Here is a 16,432-nt window from a genome sequence, read left to right on the forward strand (position 1 = left end):
ACATTTATTTAAAAAGATAATATTTTTCATAAGCTTAGCATTTCTTTTAATTTTATCTGATGGCTGTTTTTACTTAAATTTTCTTGACCATATACCAAGAAAGAGTAAAACCCAATGAGCAGTCTAAGCCCACTTTCTCAAGCGATTCATGATGCACCACGTTGGCATCAAGCCGATTCATTACAAAATCCTAATGATATTCAAATACAACCTTTAGCAGGTGCTGCCTTAGGTGCTGTCGTGACAGGACTAGATACGAAAAAATCCCAAACAGGGGCAACAATTTATCGTCTAAAACAAGCTTTGGCACAACATCTAGTTTTGATTTTTAAACAACAACAGCTAGATGATTTACAGTATTTAGCATTTGCCAGTTACTTTGGTTCTATTTTCCGTCCAAGTTCAGACAATCCTGTTTTAGGCAGTCAAGCCGACACAGGCACACCGCCCGATGTTGTACCGGTATCTAATGCTGTTGGACAAGGTGATTATACGGGACATGCAGAACTCAAACCGCATGCAGACCATCAATGGACACCTCTACCCTCTTTTGCCTCGCTGCTGTATGCCATAGAAATTCCAAAACAAGGCGGACAAACTACGTGGTACAACACCATTAAAGCCTACGATGCCTTAGATGAAACCACCAAAGCGGAAATTAATCACCTTCAACTCATTACATACAACCCTTTTGTTCGTGCGCAAAATACGACTGCAACGGGTAGCTATGGTAATTCGCCGCTGTATCGTTTTCATGATCAACCTATTGTTGGTCATGGCTATCCACACCCTTTGGTGAGAGTCCATCCTGAAACTGGACGTAAAGCCCTTTGGCTGAACACCCATTCTGAAGTTGAGTTGCTCAATTATGACGATCAGGCAGGTAGTGAATTAATTGCTCGGCTCCGCGCACATATTTTAAAGCCAGCCTTCCGCTACACGCATCATTGGGAACAAAGGGATTTGGTATTTTGGGACAATCAAGTGACCTTACACTCTAGGGAGCCTTTCCCTGCCGAGCAACGGCGCTTACTTAAAAGAATAAGTTTGGCGGGTAGCCGGCCATTTTAATCTTGCTACTCATGTTAAAAGGCAGCACGCCACTATTGGACTCAAATAAAAAGATGCGCCAAAACTAAAATAACAAACGAACAACTTAGAATAAGAAAACCCGTAAAGCCTAAACTTTACGGGTTCTTTTTTAATGAACTTTAAGCAATATTGCAGCAACTTAGAATAAACGATTCATACCATTTAAAGTTGCTACACGGTAAGCTTCAGCCATGGTCGGATAGTTAAATGTTGTTTCAACAAAATACTTAATTGTATTGTTCGGGCTGTTCATCACCGCCTGACCAATGTGGATAATCTCTGCCGCATTATTACCAAAGCAATGCACACCCAATACTTCTAAAGTGTCACGGTGGAATAAAATCTTCAATTCACCCACTGTATCACCCGTAATTTGCGCACGCGCTAAATGACGGAAAGATGCCTGACCAACTTCATAAGGAATTTTTTCTTCCGTCAATTCCTGCTCAGTTTTACCAATCGAAGAAATTTCTGGAATGGTATAAATACCTGTTGGAATATCGGTCACAGGCGCAACATTTTCTTCGCCACTCATATTTGCACCCGCGCAACGACCTTGGTCATAGGCAGCAGATGCCAACGAAGGCCAACCAATCACATCGCCCGCAGCATAAATATTCTCTACTTCGGTTTGATATTGATCATTCACCGTTAATTGACCACGGCTGTTTGGTTTAAGTTCTACGTTTTCTAAACCTAAACCATCGGTATTACCTGAACGTCCGTTACACCACAAAATCGCATCGGCTTTGATTTTCTTGCCACTTTGCAAATATAAAACCACGTGATCATCAAAAGTTTCTAAATGATCAATTTGCTCATTGTGGCGAATCAGCACCCCTTGCGCACGCAAGTGATATGACAAGGCATCTGAAATTTCATCATCCAAATAGCTGAGCAATTTGTGCTGAGTATTAATCAAATCAACTTTATGATCTAAACCAATGAAGATGGATGCATATTCACAACCAATCACACCCGCGCCATAAATAATAATTTTTTGAATCGAGAAATCCAAATCCAAAATTTTGTCTGAATCAAATACACGTGGATGGTTGAAATCCAACATTTCTGGACGATATGGACGGCTACCTGTCGCAATCACAATTTGCTGACACATAATGGTTTCTTTAATGCCATCTGCACCAAATACCAAGACCGTATTTTTATCTTGGATATAAGCACGACCATGATAAATCGCAATTTCATTACGGTCATAAAAGCGAGAGTGCGTTTCAACTTGCTGCTGAATAACTTTATGCGCACTTTGCAACACTTGCTTCATGGTGAACTGACGCCAATCGCCCATTTTTTTAAACATTGGGTCACGGCGATAACGGATAATATTCGACACTGTCTGACGCAATGCTTTACTTGGAATGGTACCCACATGGGTACAGTTACCGCCAAGCTGCTCACGAACATCTACAATCGCAACACGCTTACCAGATTTGGCAAGTTTCATTGCCGCGCCTTCACCCGCAGGGCCTGAACCGAGAACAACCGCATCGTACTTCACGAAAGTTCCACTAACGACCTCTTTTTTACGTGGCATTCAACGCTCCTTTTCTTTAAATCTGTCTTTTCAATGGGCTATATTATGACGTAAATCTTTTGAATTTTCTGTATTTACTGTGCATATATTACGTGATAACCACATTTTTTATATGAATATCGTTTTTACCCAATTTAAGCACAATTTCGTTATAATAACCGTCTTATGATGAAGTTAAGGTGACATTTTACTTTTGCACTTAGAATCGGTTTAATCAGACTCTATTTCACGTAAAATCTAGCCTACACTAAATCTCTCCCCTTTCAAAAACAGTGGAAAAGTTGAATATGTCTGCAAACCGTAAACCAGAACAGGGTGTCAAACTTCGTGGTGCTGAAAAAGTCGCACGTATTCCTGTAAAAGTTGTTCCTACGGTTGAAACGCCTCGTAAACCTGACTGGATTCGGGTCAAAATGACGGCACCAGAAGAAGTTCAACGTATTAAAACCACTTTGCGTCAGCAAAAATTGCACACCGTTTGTGAAGAAGCCGCTTGTCCAAACCTTCCAGAATGCTTTGGTGGTGGTACAGCAACCTTTATGATCATGGGTGATATTTGTACCCGTCGCTGCCCGTTCTGTGATGTTGCGCATGGTCGTCCAAATGCACTAGATCCTGAAGAACCTCGTCACATGGCAGAAACCATTGCCAACTTAGGCTTAAAATATGCCGTGATCACCTCTGTAGACCGTGATGACTTGTTAGATGGTGGTGCACAACATTTTGTCGATTGTATTAAAGAAGCCCGCTCTTTAAGCCCAAATACGTTGTTAGAAATTTTGGTGCCAGACTTCCGTGGTCGTATGGATATTGCACTACGCATTATGACCGAATGTCCGCCAGATGTTTTTAACCACAACATTGAAACTGTGCCACGCTTATATAAAGCCATGCGTCCGGGTTCAGACTATCAGCACTCTTTGAACTTGCTGAAAATGTTTAAAGAATATTGCCCAGATATTCCAACCAAATGCGGTTTGATGGTAGGTATTGGAGAATCTGAAGAAGAAGTTATTGCACTGTTAGATGATCTTAAAGCGCACGATGTAGATTATGTGACCATTGGTCAATATTTACAGCCATCTAAAGAACATGCGCCAATTGACCGCTTTGTAACACCTGAAGAATTTGAGCGTTATACAGCGCATGGTCAAAAGTTAGGTTTTAAAAATATTTGGGCTGCGCCAATGGTACGTTCAAGTTATTTTGCAGACCGTCAATATTATGGTGAACCTGTACCAACAGTACGTCGTAAAGCCGACCCTGCTAAAAAAATTAGCGTGCAAACCATTGAAGCTTAACACTCGCTTATTTCAAAATTTGCGATAAAGCTAAAACAGCCCCGACTTTATGTTCGGGGTTTTTTATACCTTGTGGATATATTAAAAATAGATAGATGTGAATATTTTTTGATGGTCTACGACCAAGTGCGCATGGTGTCATCGCCATAAATTGTTAATCTATGCACTTAATCTATACACCGAGCTCAAACAATAAAACAGGGATAGTAAAATGTCACAACAAGACTATGACAATGGCTTAAAAGTTCGCACTGAAGTCATGGGCGAAAGCTTTGTAAAACGCGCACAGGACAACACTGTACCATTTACCCAACCTTTGCAGGACTGGATTAATGAACATGCATGGGGTTCAACTTGGCAACGTGAAGGTGTGTTACCACGCAAATATCGTTCCTTAATTACTATCGCCTTTTTAACTGCTTTAAAAAGCCCGACCGAGCTTAAAGGACATATTCGTGGTGCGCTAAATAACGGGGCAAGTGTCGAAGAAATTCAGGAAGTCTTGTTACACAGCTTGCCTTATTGTGGCGCACCTGCAACTCAGGAAGCTTTTCGCGCAGCGTTGGAAGTTTTGGCAGAACATACTGCAAATACTTAAACGCAATCTAAATCAAAAAATATAAACGCTCGACATTTCACTAAAACTATTTGGTGAAATGTCGGTAGAGTTGAGTTTTAAATCCAATACACATTAAAGCTATAAAAGAACTCATTTAACTCAAAGCGCACCTGATAACCCAAATCAGTCAGCTGTGCCGATAAATTTCGAATATCTTCTAAAGGTAAATGTTTTGGCAGCACAGTAAAAACTGCGGTATTGCCCTGCTTGGCATTCTCTTCGATTAAAGACGCCAAACGCTGCTTATATAATTCAATATCTAGCTTGGCATGATCTGAATAAACTTTTGCTTGTTCAGCAGTTAAAAAATTTGCCATCTTATTGTTCTCATTATGACCATGTTTAACATTCAGCATATTGAAACTTGACGATATGGCTCAAGTGATTTTTTGTTATTGTCTGCATAAACGCATGATCAATTAACCCTAATTTTTTAAAAAAAATCACACCGAAGATGGCTTTTTCGCAGCAGACCTTTTAGGCTATCGCACAATCTTATGTTGTAATTTTGCTGGATGACATTATGTCAGAATCTGTTTCAATCTCCCCTGCGCTAATGAACCGCGCCATTGCAGGACAAGCCGATGCCCAATTTGAAGTGGCGGTGCTGTATATGCAAAGCGATTTTAATGAAGATATTGAACTTGCCGAACAATGGGCGCTCAAAGCTGCCGCAAACGGACATATCGAAGCCATGTATTGGCTTGGTGAAGGCTATACCGTATATGCCAAAGATGTTCTAGAAGATGACCCTGAAGATGCCAAACAACATTTTGAAGATGCTTTTGTCTGGCTCAAAAAAGCCAGTGATGCACAACACCCTGCCGCTATTTTAGAGTTGGCAGGCTACTACCGTCGTGGTGATGTGGTTGAACAAGATGTCGCTCGCTCTGTGGCATTGGTACAGCAAGCAGCAGAATTGGGCGAAGTACAAGCCATGCGTGACCTTGCTTTTATTTATGCAAATGCTTTGGGTGTAGATGCTGACGAAAATAAAGCTGAATATTGGACACAAAAAGCCGATGCAGCGGAGTAATTTATTTGTCTAGCCAATCAATTGATGGGCTAGACAATTTTTGCATGACTCGAATCGTCATTGAATAAAGCTTAGACTTTGAATAACACTTAGACTTCGACCACAATTACTTGTCTGCAAATGCCCTCTTGCTGACGCTGTTGTTCAAACACAGCCGCAGGCATCGGCTCAAAACTGTCAAAGAAACAAATTTCAGCATCATCAATAGAATATAGCAATGAGTGATTGCCCACGCCTTCTAAAGTGTCGTAGTAGACAATTACAAATTTATTTTCATCAAATGCGTGCTGAATTTGCTGATAGCCGATTGCCGCCAATACAGGCAATTTAAGCTGTTCAGCTTCGGCATAACTTAACTTTTCTGCATCTTGTAAATCTGGGTCAGGGTCAGTATAAAACTGCACATTAAAGCCAAACTTTTTCAGTCCAACAGCCAAACCAATTGTGGTTGTGCCCTGCTCTGGCGTATAACCACACACTTCAATCAATTGTTGAATATCGGCATCAATTCCTAAGTGTCGTAGCAACATCCACACTGCGTAAATCCCGCCGTTGGCTTCTAAATTTGCCAACTCTTGAGGAAGCTCTAAAGCCATCATTCAATCTCAAAAATATGTTTGTAGTGATAATAAACAAAACATGATTGGAACTGAATCAATTTCCAAGTACAATATCGCGCTAGTCGAGGGATGCTGCGACGTTTTACAGGCACGAAATGTAAAATCGCCAGGCTCGACCAGCATAGCAACGCGTTTGCTATGCAAGAAACGGCATCCGCGAACTGAATGATCAATTGTTTTTTATAAGGAGATCGTGATGAACGCGGTTAATGCTTCATTTACAGATTATAAAGTTGCCGATATCACACTAGCTGATTTTGGTCGTAAAGAAATCAAACTTGCAGAAGCAGAAATGCCAGCCCTTATGGGTTTGCGTAAGCGCTACTCAGCTGCAAAACCTCTTGCAGGCGCGAAAATTCTCGGCTGTATCCACATGACCATTCAAACTGCTGTTTTAATTGAAACGCTAGTTGAATTGGGCGCAGAAGTTCGTTGGACTTCTTGTAACATCTTCTCTACTCAAGACCACGCTGCTGCAGCAATTGCTGCTTCAGGTGTGCCTGTTTTTGCTTGGAAAGGCGAAACTGAAGAAGAATATGTATGGTGTCTTGAACAACAAATTAATGTAAATGGCACACCATGGGATGCCAACATGATTTTGGACGATGGCGGTGACTTAACTGCACTTGTTCACGAAAAATATCCTGCATTATTAGAGCGCATTCACGGCATTACTGAAGAAACCACTACGGGCGTACAACGTCTAATTGAAATGTGGAAAGATGGTTCTTTAAAAGTGCCTGCAATTAACGTCAACGACTCTGTGACTAAATCTAAAAACGACAATAAATACGGTTGCCGTCACTCACTCAACGATGCGATTAAACGTGGTACAGACATGTTATTGTCTGGTCGTCGTGCATTGGTTATTGGTTATGGTGATGTAGGTAAAGGTTCTGCACAATCTTTACGTCAAGAAGGCATGATTGTTCGTGTTTCTGAAATTGACCCAATTTGTGCAATGCAAGCATGTATGGATGGTTACGAAGTTGTATCTCCGTACAAGAATGGCGTACAAACAGGCAATAAAGCAGACGTCAACCTAGAGCTTTTAGAAAATACTGACTTGATTGTGACTACAACAGGTAACTATCACGTGTGCGACGCAGCAATGCTAGATACACTTAAAGCAGGCGCTGTTGTATGTAACATTGGTCACTTCGATACTGAAATCGACACCAACTACTTACGTGGTTATAAGTGGGTTGAAGTGAAGCCACAAGTACACCAAGTGTATCGTTCAGAAAACGAAAACGATTATTTAATCTTGCTTTCTGAAGGTCGTTTAGTGAACTTGGGTAACGCAACAGGTCACCCATCACGTATTATGGATGGTTCATTTGCTAACCAAGTATTGGCACAAATGCACTTATTTGCAGAGAAATTTGCCGATCTTCCTGCCGATCAAAAACAAGCGGCAATTCGTGTTGAAATCTTACCGAAAAAACTAGACGAAGAAGTTGCTGCTGCAATGGTTGCTGGTTTTGGTGGTGTATTAACACAATTGACTCAAGTACAAGCGGACTACTTAGGTGTAGCTGTTGAAGGTCCGTTTAAATCGGATGCTTATAAATACTAAGTTTTTAATCCTTCTCCCTAACCCTCTCTCATAGGGAGAGGGAATGATTCATTGTTTAATGAATGTATTCGAGGGTAAGTCCTCTCCTGAGCAAGTTTAAAGCACTGCTTTTAAACCCAGCGCAAGAGAGGATTTAGGAGAGGTGAAAAAATATAAATAAGTATTTATAACAAGGATTTAATCATGACCAAACAAGTTCCTATTTCATTTGAATTTTTCCCATCTAAAACCGATGTAGGTGCAGAAAAACTCAAAGTTGTGCATCAAGAATTACAACTTTTAAATCCAGAGTTTTTTTCTATCACTTATGGTGCAGGTGGTTCTACTCGTGAACGTACTTTATCGACCATTAGCGACTTCAATGGCAAAGGCACACCTGTAGCGCCGCACCTGTCTTGTATTGGTGATGACAAAGCGCGTATTGCTGAATTGCTTGATATTTATAAAGCACAAGGCATTGACCGCATTGTGGCTTTGCGTGGTGATTTACCTTCAGGTCAAGTTGGTTTAGGCGAATTGCCGTATGCGTCTGACTTGGTGCGTTTTATTCGTGAACATTCAGGTGATCATTTTCACATTGAAGTTGCGGCTTATCCTGAAATGCATCCACAAGCAGACCACTTTGATCAAGACATTAAAAACTTTGTCACCAAAGTAAATGCTGGTGCCAATGCTGCCATCACCCAGTTCTTTTTTAATCCAGATGCGTACTTTTACTTTGTAGAACGTATTCAAAAGCAAGGTGTGAATATTCCTGTTGCGCCTGGCATTATGCCGATTACCAATGCCAGCAATTTAATTCGCTTTGCAGATGGTACAGGTGCAGAAATTCCACGCTGGATTCGTAAGCAATTAGCAACCTATGGTGATGACACAGCTTCAATCAAAGCCTTTGGTCATGAAGTGATTATTAAACTGTGCGAACGCCTGATTGCAGGTGGTGCACCAAGTTTGCATTTTTACACCATGAACAACACCGAACCGACTCGTCAGTTGGTCACAGATCTTGGTTTGGCTTAAGCTGTATTTTTCATATTTATTGACTTGAACGAGTAATCCCTATGCCCCGTTTTTATATTGAGGCTGAATTAGCAGTAGATACACAAGTTGAACTGACTGAAACAGTATTTCATCACTGGGTGAAAGTACTACGCGCACAAGTCGGTGAAACCGCCACCTTGTTCAATGGGCAAGGTGGTGAATATGAAGTGGAACTGGTTGAAGTTACCAAAAAAACAGCGCAAGTGCAGATTAAAAGTTTTAATCCAGACAATCGCATCCCAAGCTTTAGCGCCTTATTAGGACAAGTAATGAGCAAAGGCGATCGTATGGATTATGCGATTCAAAAAGCGGTAGAGCTTGGCGTGACTAACATTCAGTTGCTCACCTCTGAACGCTGTGAAATGCGCTTAAAATATGACCGCGATCAAAAAAAATTAGATCATTGGCAAGGCATTGCCATTGCAGCCTGTGAACAATGTGGCATGAATATCGTACCGAAAATTTTAGCCCCACTACGTTTAGAGGACTGGCTGAATAGTGACCTTCCTACCACCAAATTAGTGTTAGCACCGAATAAAGATCAAGTAGATGTGCTAAACAATGTCAGTAAAGATTTGGCTTTATTAATTGGGCCTGAAGGTGGTTTAAGCGAAACAGAAATTAGCGCTGCCAATGCGGTTGGCTTTCAAAACTGGTGTATTGGTACTCGGGTATTACGCACTGAAACCGCACCTGTGGTTGCTTTAGCTCTCTTAAATTATCGCTTGGCTGAGTAATTTATCCGTTTTTACAGAAATCGATTGCCAATAACATTGCAATTTATAAAGTACAGGATTAATCTCGAACAATATATTAAAAAATTTGCATAAAATTTAAACACAAAACAGCAATATTTTATGCATGAAAGTGATGTTATTTAAAAATATAAATGATGGAATCATTTAACTAGATTTTGGGGAAGTATGTCAGACGCTCAAGATGAATTGTTGCAGCAATACTTAGATGCTGCGCAAATCACCAATACCATTCGGCTTATTCGATTCTTTTTGGTCAGCATCCTGATTGTTTGCCTGTATGTGTTTTTTATTTATCAAATTTCTTTCTCACATTCATCACCTTACTTCAATATCTGGTTTATTCTCACTGAACTGACCATTGGTTCGTGTTTACTGCTCACAGCAATTCACTTTAAAGTGGGACAATATCAACTCCAACAAGCACATCGTTGGTTAAAATTGGTGTGTTTCTTGATCGGAACAGCAATCGCGGTTGGGGTAAGTTTACTGTATTACTTTTTACCTCAGCAAAACCCTGAACTGAGCAACTATGAAGCGATTATTTTAGCGGCCTTATTAATTATTGTGAGTCAAACCTTTGCCCTCACCTTTTTAACGCAGCGCTTGAGTTATTTTTGCTGGGTATTCATTCCAGTGATTACACCCTATATTGTCGCACAGTTTTTAGTTCACTCCGAAACTTCCGCTTTCTTTTTTCTCGCGACAAATTTTGCCTTAATTACCTTACTGATTTGTGCCAATACTTCAATGCACATGCATCGTCGTTTATCGAGCGTCTATTTTAAGAACGACCAACTCAAAAAAGCCGCAGAGCAACAAGTCGGCTGGACAGATCAACTCTGCCAACAATTACAAGTTGAAATGAACAAGTCCAAAGATATTGAACTTCAACTGCAATTTAACAATCAAATGCTAGAACAAAAAGTAAGAGAACGTACCTTTGACTTAGAACAAACGCACCAAGATTTAATCAATCAACAACATAGTTTAATTTTAGCGCATGAAGCCGCAGGTCTAAAAGCATGGGACTGGAATATACGGCAACGCAGTATTGTCTTTGGTAGTGGCGCACAGCAAACTCGTTTAGAGAATACCAAACAGCATCGGAATAAATTACAGCAACTGATTCACCCTGATGATATTCCGCACTTTCACCAAACCATGAAACAACATTTACGGGGTCTAACTGAACGCTATCAAGCCACATATCGCGTACAACATAGTTCAGGTCAATGGTATTGGGTGCATGATATTGGTCGGGTGATTGAGCGTGATCCTGTCACCAATAAACCTTTGCGCATGGTGGGGATTCGCCGTGACATTCACCAAGAACGAATTGGACAAGAGCGCTTAAAACTCACTGCCAGCGTACTTGAACAGGCAGCCGAAGGTATTTTTATTTTAGATGAAAACTTACGTTATATTGAAGCCAACCCATTCTATGCTCAAATGAGCGGATTTAAACGCGACCATATTTTAGGCAAATATCTGTTTGATTTGGTCGAGTCCCACAAAGCACATCAACGCATTACGCAAGAAGAAATTCTTCAACAATTGCTCAGCACAGGTAAATATGATGCTGAAATGAATACAAGATTCCGCTCTGGTAAAGAACTCGCAGTTCGTGTGCATATCAATGCCGTCACCGATGAGCAAAACCGCATTATTAATTATATTGGGATTGTGTCTGATTTAACCGAACATAAATTACAAGAACAGCGTCTATCCTATTTAGAAAATTACGACCCACTGACCGACTTGCCTAATCGCTTTTACTATAATTATCAACTACATCAATATCTTATTTCGCAGCAAGATTCATTGCAGCAATTGGCGGTCATTCGACTCAATATTGACCGTTTCAGACCTTTAAATGAATATTTAAGCAATAATGGTGGCGATGAATTACTCCGTCAAGTGGCGCAGCGTTTACGCATCACCAATGCCGAAGCGCTGTTTGTCGCGCACTTAAATGGCGATGATTTTGCAATTGTGTATGAAATTTCTCATATTCGCCCTTCTATACAGCAGCACTGTGAACGCATCACCAAAGCCTTTAATTTGCCGTTTAATGTGCAGGGACAAGAACATATTATTACCCTGTCGATGGGGGTTTCCCTCTATCCTGAACATGGACGCCAGCTGGATTATCTGAATAATTGTGCAGAACAAGCCTTGTCTGAAGCCAAGCGTTTGGGTGGTAATACCGTTAAATATTACGCTTTAGACAACACCAAACTGCTAGAACAAGATGTGCATTTAGAGCGTGAATTACGCCAAGCCATTAAAAATGATGAATTAATTGTATATTATCAACCTAAAATTGATTTCCATAATTATCAGGTAGTTGGGTTTGAAGCATTGGTGCGCTGGAAACATCCAACCAAAGGCATTATTCCACCGAACCTATTTATTCCTATTGCGGAACAAACCAGTTTAATTTCCGATATTGGTCGGGTTGTAATTCAACAAACTGCCAAGCAAATTCGTGAATGGAATCTGTTAGGTTTTGATCATATCCAAGTATCGGTTAATGTAGTTGCACAACAACTGCAACGTGGTCAATTGCTGCAAGATTTAGATGATGCGATTAATACCTATCAAATTTCAGGTGCAAGCTTAGAATTAGAAATTACCGAATCCTCTTTAGTGGAAAACTCCACAACCGTGAAGTCTTTATTAGATGAAATTAAACAACGTGATATTCATATCGCCTTAGATGATTTTGGTACAGGCTATTCTTCACTTTCTTACTTAACAGACTTCCCAATTGACAGTTTAAAAATAGACCGTAGCTTTGTTTCTAAAATTGGGAATACCAAACAAGAAGCCATTGTTAGTGCCATGATTGCTATGGGCAAAGCCATGGGCATGAGTGTGGTGGCTGAAGGGATTGAAACTGAGCAACAACTGCAATATTTGCAGAATTTAAATTGTGATATTGCGCAGGGGTATTTATTCTCTAGGCCTTTGCCTGAAAGTGAAGCGACCCAATTTCTAAAAGCCAATTTAGTATCGCGCGCTTATCGCTCCTTAATCTGAAACTAGACCCAAAAGCTCTAAGTTTGTTCTAAAAATAAACAGTGACGTCTGTGCTAAGGGGGCAAGTAATGGTATATTCGATAAGATTCATAAAAAAACCACCAGCATCGCTGGCCAACTTGTCACACACGAGATTCAGATGGACGATCAATCATTAAAACAGCAGGCACTTTACTATCACGAATTTCCAACACCAGGAAAAATCAGCGTTACTCCAAGTAAGCAGCTGGTCAACCAACGTGACTTAGCGCTCGCTTACTCACCAGGTGTCGCAGCACCATGTTTAGAGATTGAACGTGATCCTTCAACAGCTGCACTTTATACCGCTCGCGGTAACTTGGTTGCTGTCGTTAGTAACGGTACAGCAGTATTAGGTTTAGGTAATATCGGTCCTTTGGCGTCTAAACCTGTGATGGAAGGTAAAGGCGTACTCTTTAAAAAGTTTGCTGGTGTCGATGTATTTGACATCGAAATTGCTGAAAATGATCCAGACAAAATTGTAGATATTGTTGCAGCACTAGAACCAACTTTTGGTGGTATTAACCTTGAAGACATCAAGGCACCAGAATGTTTCTACATTGAGCAAAAACTTCGTGAACGCATGAATATTCCTGTGTTCCACGATGACCAACACGGTACGTCAATCATTGTAGGTTCTGCCCTACTCAATGCCTTGTTACTTAACGGCAAGAAGATTGAAGAAATCAAAATCGTTGCTTCAGGTGCAGGTGCAGCCGCACTGTCTTGTTTAGACCTGTTGTGTGCATTGGGCGCGAAAAAAGAAAATATCATTGTTGCAGATTCGCGCGGTCTAATCACCACCAAACGTGAAGGTTTGGATGACTCGAAAAAACGCTATATGCAAGACATTGAAGGAACGCAACTTGCTGATGTAATTAGCGGTGCGGATATGTTCCTTGGTCTTTCTGCAGCGGGTATCTTGACCAAAGCTATGGTCAAAGAAATGGCTGAAAATCCAATTATCTTTGCTTTGGCTAACCCAGATCCAGAAATCTTACCTGAACATGCGCATGAAGTACGTCCAGATGTGATTATGGCGACTGGTCGTTCGGACTACCCGAACCAAGTTAACAACGCACTTTGCTTCCCGTATATTTTCCGTGGTGCATTAGACGTTGGCGCAACTACCATCAACGAAGAAATGAAAATTGCTTGTGTACACGCAATTGCACGCATGGCACACATTGAAGCAGATGCTGCGACTTATGGTGAAAAATCTGCATCATTCGGTCGTGACTATTTAATTCCACGTCCACTTGATCAGCGTTTAATTCTTGAAATTGCACCTGCAGTTGCTCAAGCGGCAATGGATTCAGGTGTAGCAAGTCGTCCAATTCAAGACTTCTCTGCATACCGTCAGCGTTTGTCTGAGTTTGTATATAACTCGGCATTTATGATGAAGCCTATTTTTGCTCAAGCAAAAACTGACCCTAAGCGTATTGCTTATGCAGAAGGTGAAGACTTACGCGTACTTCGTGCAGTACAAATTGCAGTGGATGAAGGCTTGGCTAAACCAATCCTTGTAGGTCGTACCTCAGTGATTGAAGCGAACATCAAAAAGTTAGGTTTACGTCTTGAACATGGCGTGAATATGGAAATAGTAGACCAGGAAAGCAACCCTAACTACGAAAAATTTGCAGATGATTACTACACCATCATGCAGCGTAAAGGCGTTACACCTGAATACGCGCAGCGTGAAGCACGTCGTCGCTCTACCCTCATTGCAGCAATGTTAGTGAAACATGGTTTAGCCGATGGTATGTTATGTGGTACTTATTCTAGCTACGATATTCACCTTGATTTCGTAAAAAATGTGATTGGTCTAAAAGAAGGTCGTACTAACTTCTTTACCCTTAACGCATTGATGCTTGAAGATCGCAACTTGTTCATTGCCGACACTTATGTCAACACAAACCCAACTGCTGAACAGTTGGCTGAAATGACACTTTTAGCGGCTGAAGAAGTACGCCGTTTTGGTATGACACCACGCGTTGCTCTACTTTCTCACTCAAGTTTTGGTTCTGACCAACAAGACTCTAGCGCACGAAAAATGCGTAAAGTCTTTGAAATCTTGAGTGAGATTGCACCTGAGCTTGAAGTTGAAGGTGAAATGCACGGTGATGCAGCATTAGACGAAAATATCCGTCATTTTGCTTTCCCGAACTCACGCTTCAAAGGTTCTGCAAACTTGTTGATTATGCCGAACTTAGATGCTGCCAATATTTCATTTAACTTGTTGAAATCGACTTCAGGTAACAATGTTACGATTGGCCCTATCTTGTTAGGTGCAGCAAAACCTGTACATATTTTGACTCCGACTGCAACGACACGTCGTGTTGTGAATATGACTGCCCTCACTGTTGCTGAAATTCAACAAACAGCACAAGTTAAAGCATAAACCTATATTTCTGAGTGACTGACTCAGAATTATAGACTTGAGAAAACCTCTATTCTGTAGCATGATTGCTTGAAGAATAGAGGTTTTTTCATGCAAGTTTATTTAGTAGGCGGTGCAGTTCGAGATCACTTACTCGGGCATCCCTATCACGAAAAAGATTATGTTGTCGTTGGCGCAACGCCCGAACAACTTTTGGCTCAAGGCTTTCAACCTGTGGGCAAAGACTTCCCTGTTTTTCTTCATCCTGAAACCAAAGATGAATATGCACTTGCTCGCACTGAGCGCAAATCTGGACACGGTTATCACGGTTTTGAATTTCATACCGACCCAAGCGTGACCTTAGAAGAAGATTTAATCCGTCGTGATTTAACCATTAACGCCATGGCAATGGATAGTGATGGCAATGTCTACGACCCTTACGGTGGACAGCAAGATCTGTGCAATAAAGTGCTGCGCCATGTTTCCAATGCTTTTGTAGAAGACCCGTTACGGGTGCTGCGTATTGCTCGTTTTGCAGCACGTTATCATGCTTTAGGCTTTGTGGTTGCACCTGAAACCTTGTTATTAATGCAAGAGTTGGCAGAATCTGGTGAGTTACATGCGCTGACACCTGAACGCGTATGGAAAGAAACTTCACGTGCCTTAATGGAAGCACGTGCCGATGTTTATTTTGAAACATTGCGTGCCTGTGGTGCTTTAAAAGTTTTATTTCCTGAATTAGATGCTTTATTCGGTATTCCACAGCGTCCTGAATATCACCCTGAAATTGACAGTGGTGTGCACACCATGATGTCACTACAACAAGCCTGTCGTGCCAATTACTCACTCGATGTACGCTTTGCAGTGTTATTGCATGATTTAGGCAAGGCCTTGACCCCTGCCGATGAATTACCACGGCACATTATGCATGAAGAACGTGGGATTCGACCTGTAACGGAAGTGTGTGAACGCCTGCGCGTACCGACCAATACCAAACAACTTGCACTTGCTGTATGTAAAGAGCATTTAAAATGCCACCAAGCATTGAGCTTAAAGCCTGGCACGTTATGGCGCTTATTACAGCGTTTGGATGTCTTGCGTCGTCCTGAGCGTGTAGAAGCCTTTGTACAAGCCTGTGAATGTGACTCTCGTGGGCGTTTAGGTTTGGAAGATCGTGACTATCCGCAAGCGAGCTATATTTTGGAAGCGATTCAAGTGGTACGCAGCATTAAGGCGCAAGACTTACCTGCCGATGTCCAAGGCCCCGATATTGGTGAAATGCTGATTGAACGACGCATTAAAGCGATTGAGCAATTAAAGGCACGTCACTTGGCTGCTACTGCTTAGGCTATTTAAGTCTATAGAACGTCATTACATGCGTTCTTTGATCT

General features: G+C 41.2%; 13 protein-coding genes. 10 read left to right on the forward strand and 3 right to left on the reverse strand.

Annotation, left to right across the window (positions count from 1 at the left end):
- Nucleotides 1-114 precede the first annotated feature (114 nt).
- The gene (locus tag FTU71_RS03175; RefSeq protein WP_131261572.1) at nucleotides 115-1,071 is read left to right on the forward strand and encodes a TauD/TfdA family dioxygenase; all 957 of its coding nucleotides are present in this window, start codon (nucleotides 115-117) and stop codon (nucleotides 1,069-1,071) included.
- Nucleotides 1,072-1,231: 160 nt separating this feature from the next.
- On the opposite strand, the gene sthA is transcribed toward FTU71_RS03175, so the two are convergent.
- On the reverse strand, nucleotides 1,232-2,647 hold the full coding sequence (sthA, locus tag FTU71_RS03180) for a Si-specific NAD(P)(+) transhydrogenase (RefSeq protein ID WP_042068765.1): 1,416 nt from the start codon (nucleotides 2,645-2,647) through the stop codon (nucleotides 1,232-1,234).
- A 287-nt stretch (nucleotides 2,648-2,934) separates the two neighbouring features.
- Here sthA and lipA point away from each other — a divergent pair, with 287 nt between their 5' ends.
- Together lipA and FTU71_RS03190 are read left to right on the forward strand one after the other, a co-directional pair.
- Nucleotides 2,935-3,948, forward strand: a complete 1,014-nt coding sequence (gene lipA / locus FTU71_RS03185) for a lipoyl synthase (protein WP_096902386.1) — start codon at nucleotides 2,935-2,937, stop codon at nucleotides 3,946-3,948.
- A 211-nt stretch (nucleotides 3,949-4,159) separates the two neighbouring features.
- Nucleotides 4,160-4,546 carry a carboxymuconolactone decarboxylase family protein gene (locus FTU71_RS03190; RefSeq protein ID WP_004972770.1) on the forward strand — a complete coding sequence of 129 codons (387 nt, stop codon included), beginning with the start codon at nucleotides 4,160-4,162 and terminating at the stop codon, nucleotides 4,544-4,546.
- Between the two features lie 77 nt (nucleotides 4,547-4,623).
- Here FTU71_RS03190 and FTU71_RS03195 read toward each other — a convergent pair whose 3' ends face one another.
- On the reverse strand, nucleotides 4,624-4,884 hold the full coding sequence (locus tag FTU71_RS03195) for a hypothetical protein (RefSeq protein ID WP_004972768.1): 261 nt from the start codon (nucleotides 4,882-4,884) through the stop codon (nucleotides 4,624-4,626).
- 206 nt (nucleotides 4,885-5,090) lie between these two features.
- On the opposite strand from FTU71_RS03195, the gene FTU71_RS03200 reads away from it, so the two are divergent.
- On the forward strand, nucleotides 5,091-5,603 hold the full coding sequence (locus FTU71_RS03200; protein ID WP_131261573.1) for a tetratricopeptide repeat protein: 513 nt from the start codon (nucleotides 5,091-5,093) through the stop codon (nucleotides 5,601-5,603).
- An 89-nt stretch (nucleotides 5,604-5,692) separates the two neighbouring features.
- Here FTU71_RS03200 and FTU71_RS03205 read toward each other — a convergent pair whose 3' ends face one another.
- Nucleotides 5,693-6,199, reverse strand: coding sequence for a cysteine peptidase family C39 domain-containing protein (locus tag FTU71_RS03205; protein WP_178319510.1), 507 nt, complete (start codon nucleotides 6,197-6,199; stop codon nucleotides 5,693-5,695).
- 220 nt (nucleotides 6,200-6,419) lie between these two features.
- Here FTU71_RS03205 and ahcY point away from each other — a divergent pair, with 220 nt between their 5' ends.
- From ahcY to FTU71_RS03235, 6 genes are all read left to right on the forward strand, one after another.
- Nucleotides 6,420-7,802, forward strand: a complete 1,383-nt coding sequence (ahcY, locus tag FTU71_RS03210) for an adenosylhomocysteinase (protein ID WP_004972762.1) — start codon at nucleotides 6,420-6,422, stop codon at nucleotides 7,800-7,802.
- 183 nt (nucleotides 7,803-7,985) lie between these two features.
- Nucleotides 7,986-8,822, forward strand: coding sequence for a methylenetetrahydrofolate reductase [NAD(P)H] (metF, locus tag FTU71_RS03215; RefSeq protein WP_004972760.1), 837 nt, complete (start codon nucleotides 7,986-7,988; stop codon nucleotides 8,820-8,822).
- Nucleotides 8,823-8,863: 41 nt separating this feature from the next.
- Complete coding sequence (locus FTU71_RS03220; protein ID WP_004972758.1) at nucleotides 8,864-9,580, forward strand: 16S rRNA (uracil(1498)-N(3))-methyltransferase; 717 nt, start codon at nucleotides 8,864-8,866, stop codon at nucleotides 9,578-9,580.
- A 186-nt stretch (nucleotides 9,581-9,766) separates the two neighbouring features.
- Nucleotides 9,767-12,643, forward strand: coding sequence for a bifunctional diguanylate cyclase/phosphodiesterase (locus FTU71_RS03225; RefSeq protein ID WP_167846120.1), 2,877 nt, complete (start codon nucleotides 9,767-9,769; stop codon nucleotides 12,641-12,643).
- A gap of 139 nt (nucleotides 12,644-12,782) precedes the next feature.
- Nucleotides 12,783-15,062, forward strand: coding sequence for an NADP-dependent malic enzyme (locus FTU71_RS03230; protein WP_180111368.1), 2,280 nt, complete (start codon nucleotides 12,783-12,785; stop codon nucleotides 15,060-15,062).
- A 90-nt stretch (nucleotides 15,063-15,152) separates the two neighbouring features.
- On the forward strand, nucleotides 15,153-16,388 hold the full coding sequence (locus tag FTU71_RS03235; protein WP_004972751.1) for a multifunctional CCA addition/repair protein: 1,236 nt from the start codon (nucleotides 15,153-15,155) through the stop codon (nucleotides 16,386-16,388).
- Nucleotides 16,389-16,432 lie beyond the last annotated feature (44 nt).

The sequence above is a fragment of the Acinetobacter sp. YH12136 genome (genome assembly GCF_013418545.1).
Classification (GTDB): domain Bacteria; phylum Pseudomonadota; class Gammaproteobacteria; order Pseudomonadales; family Moraxellaceae; genus Acinetobacter; species Acinetobacter towneri.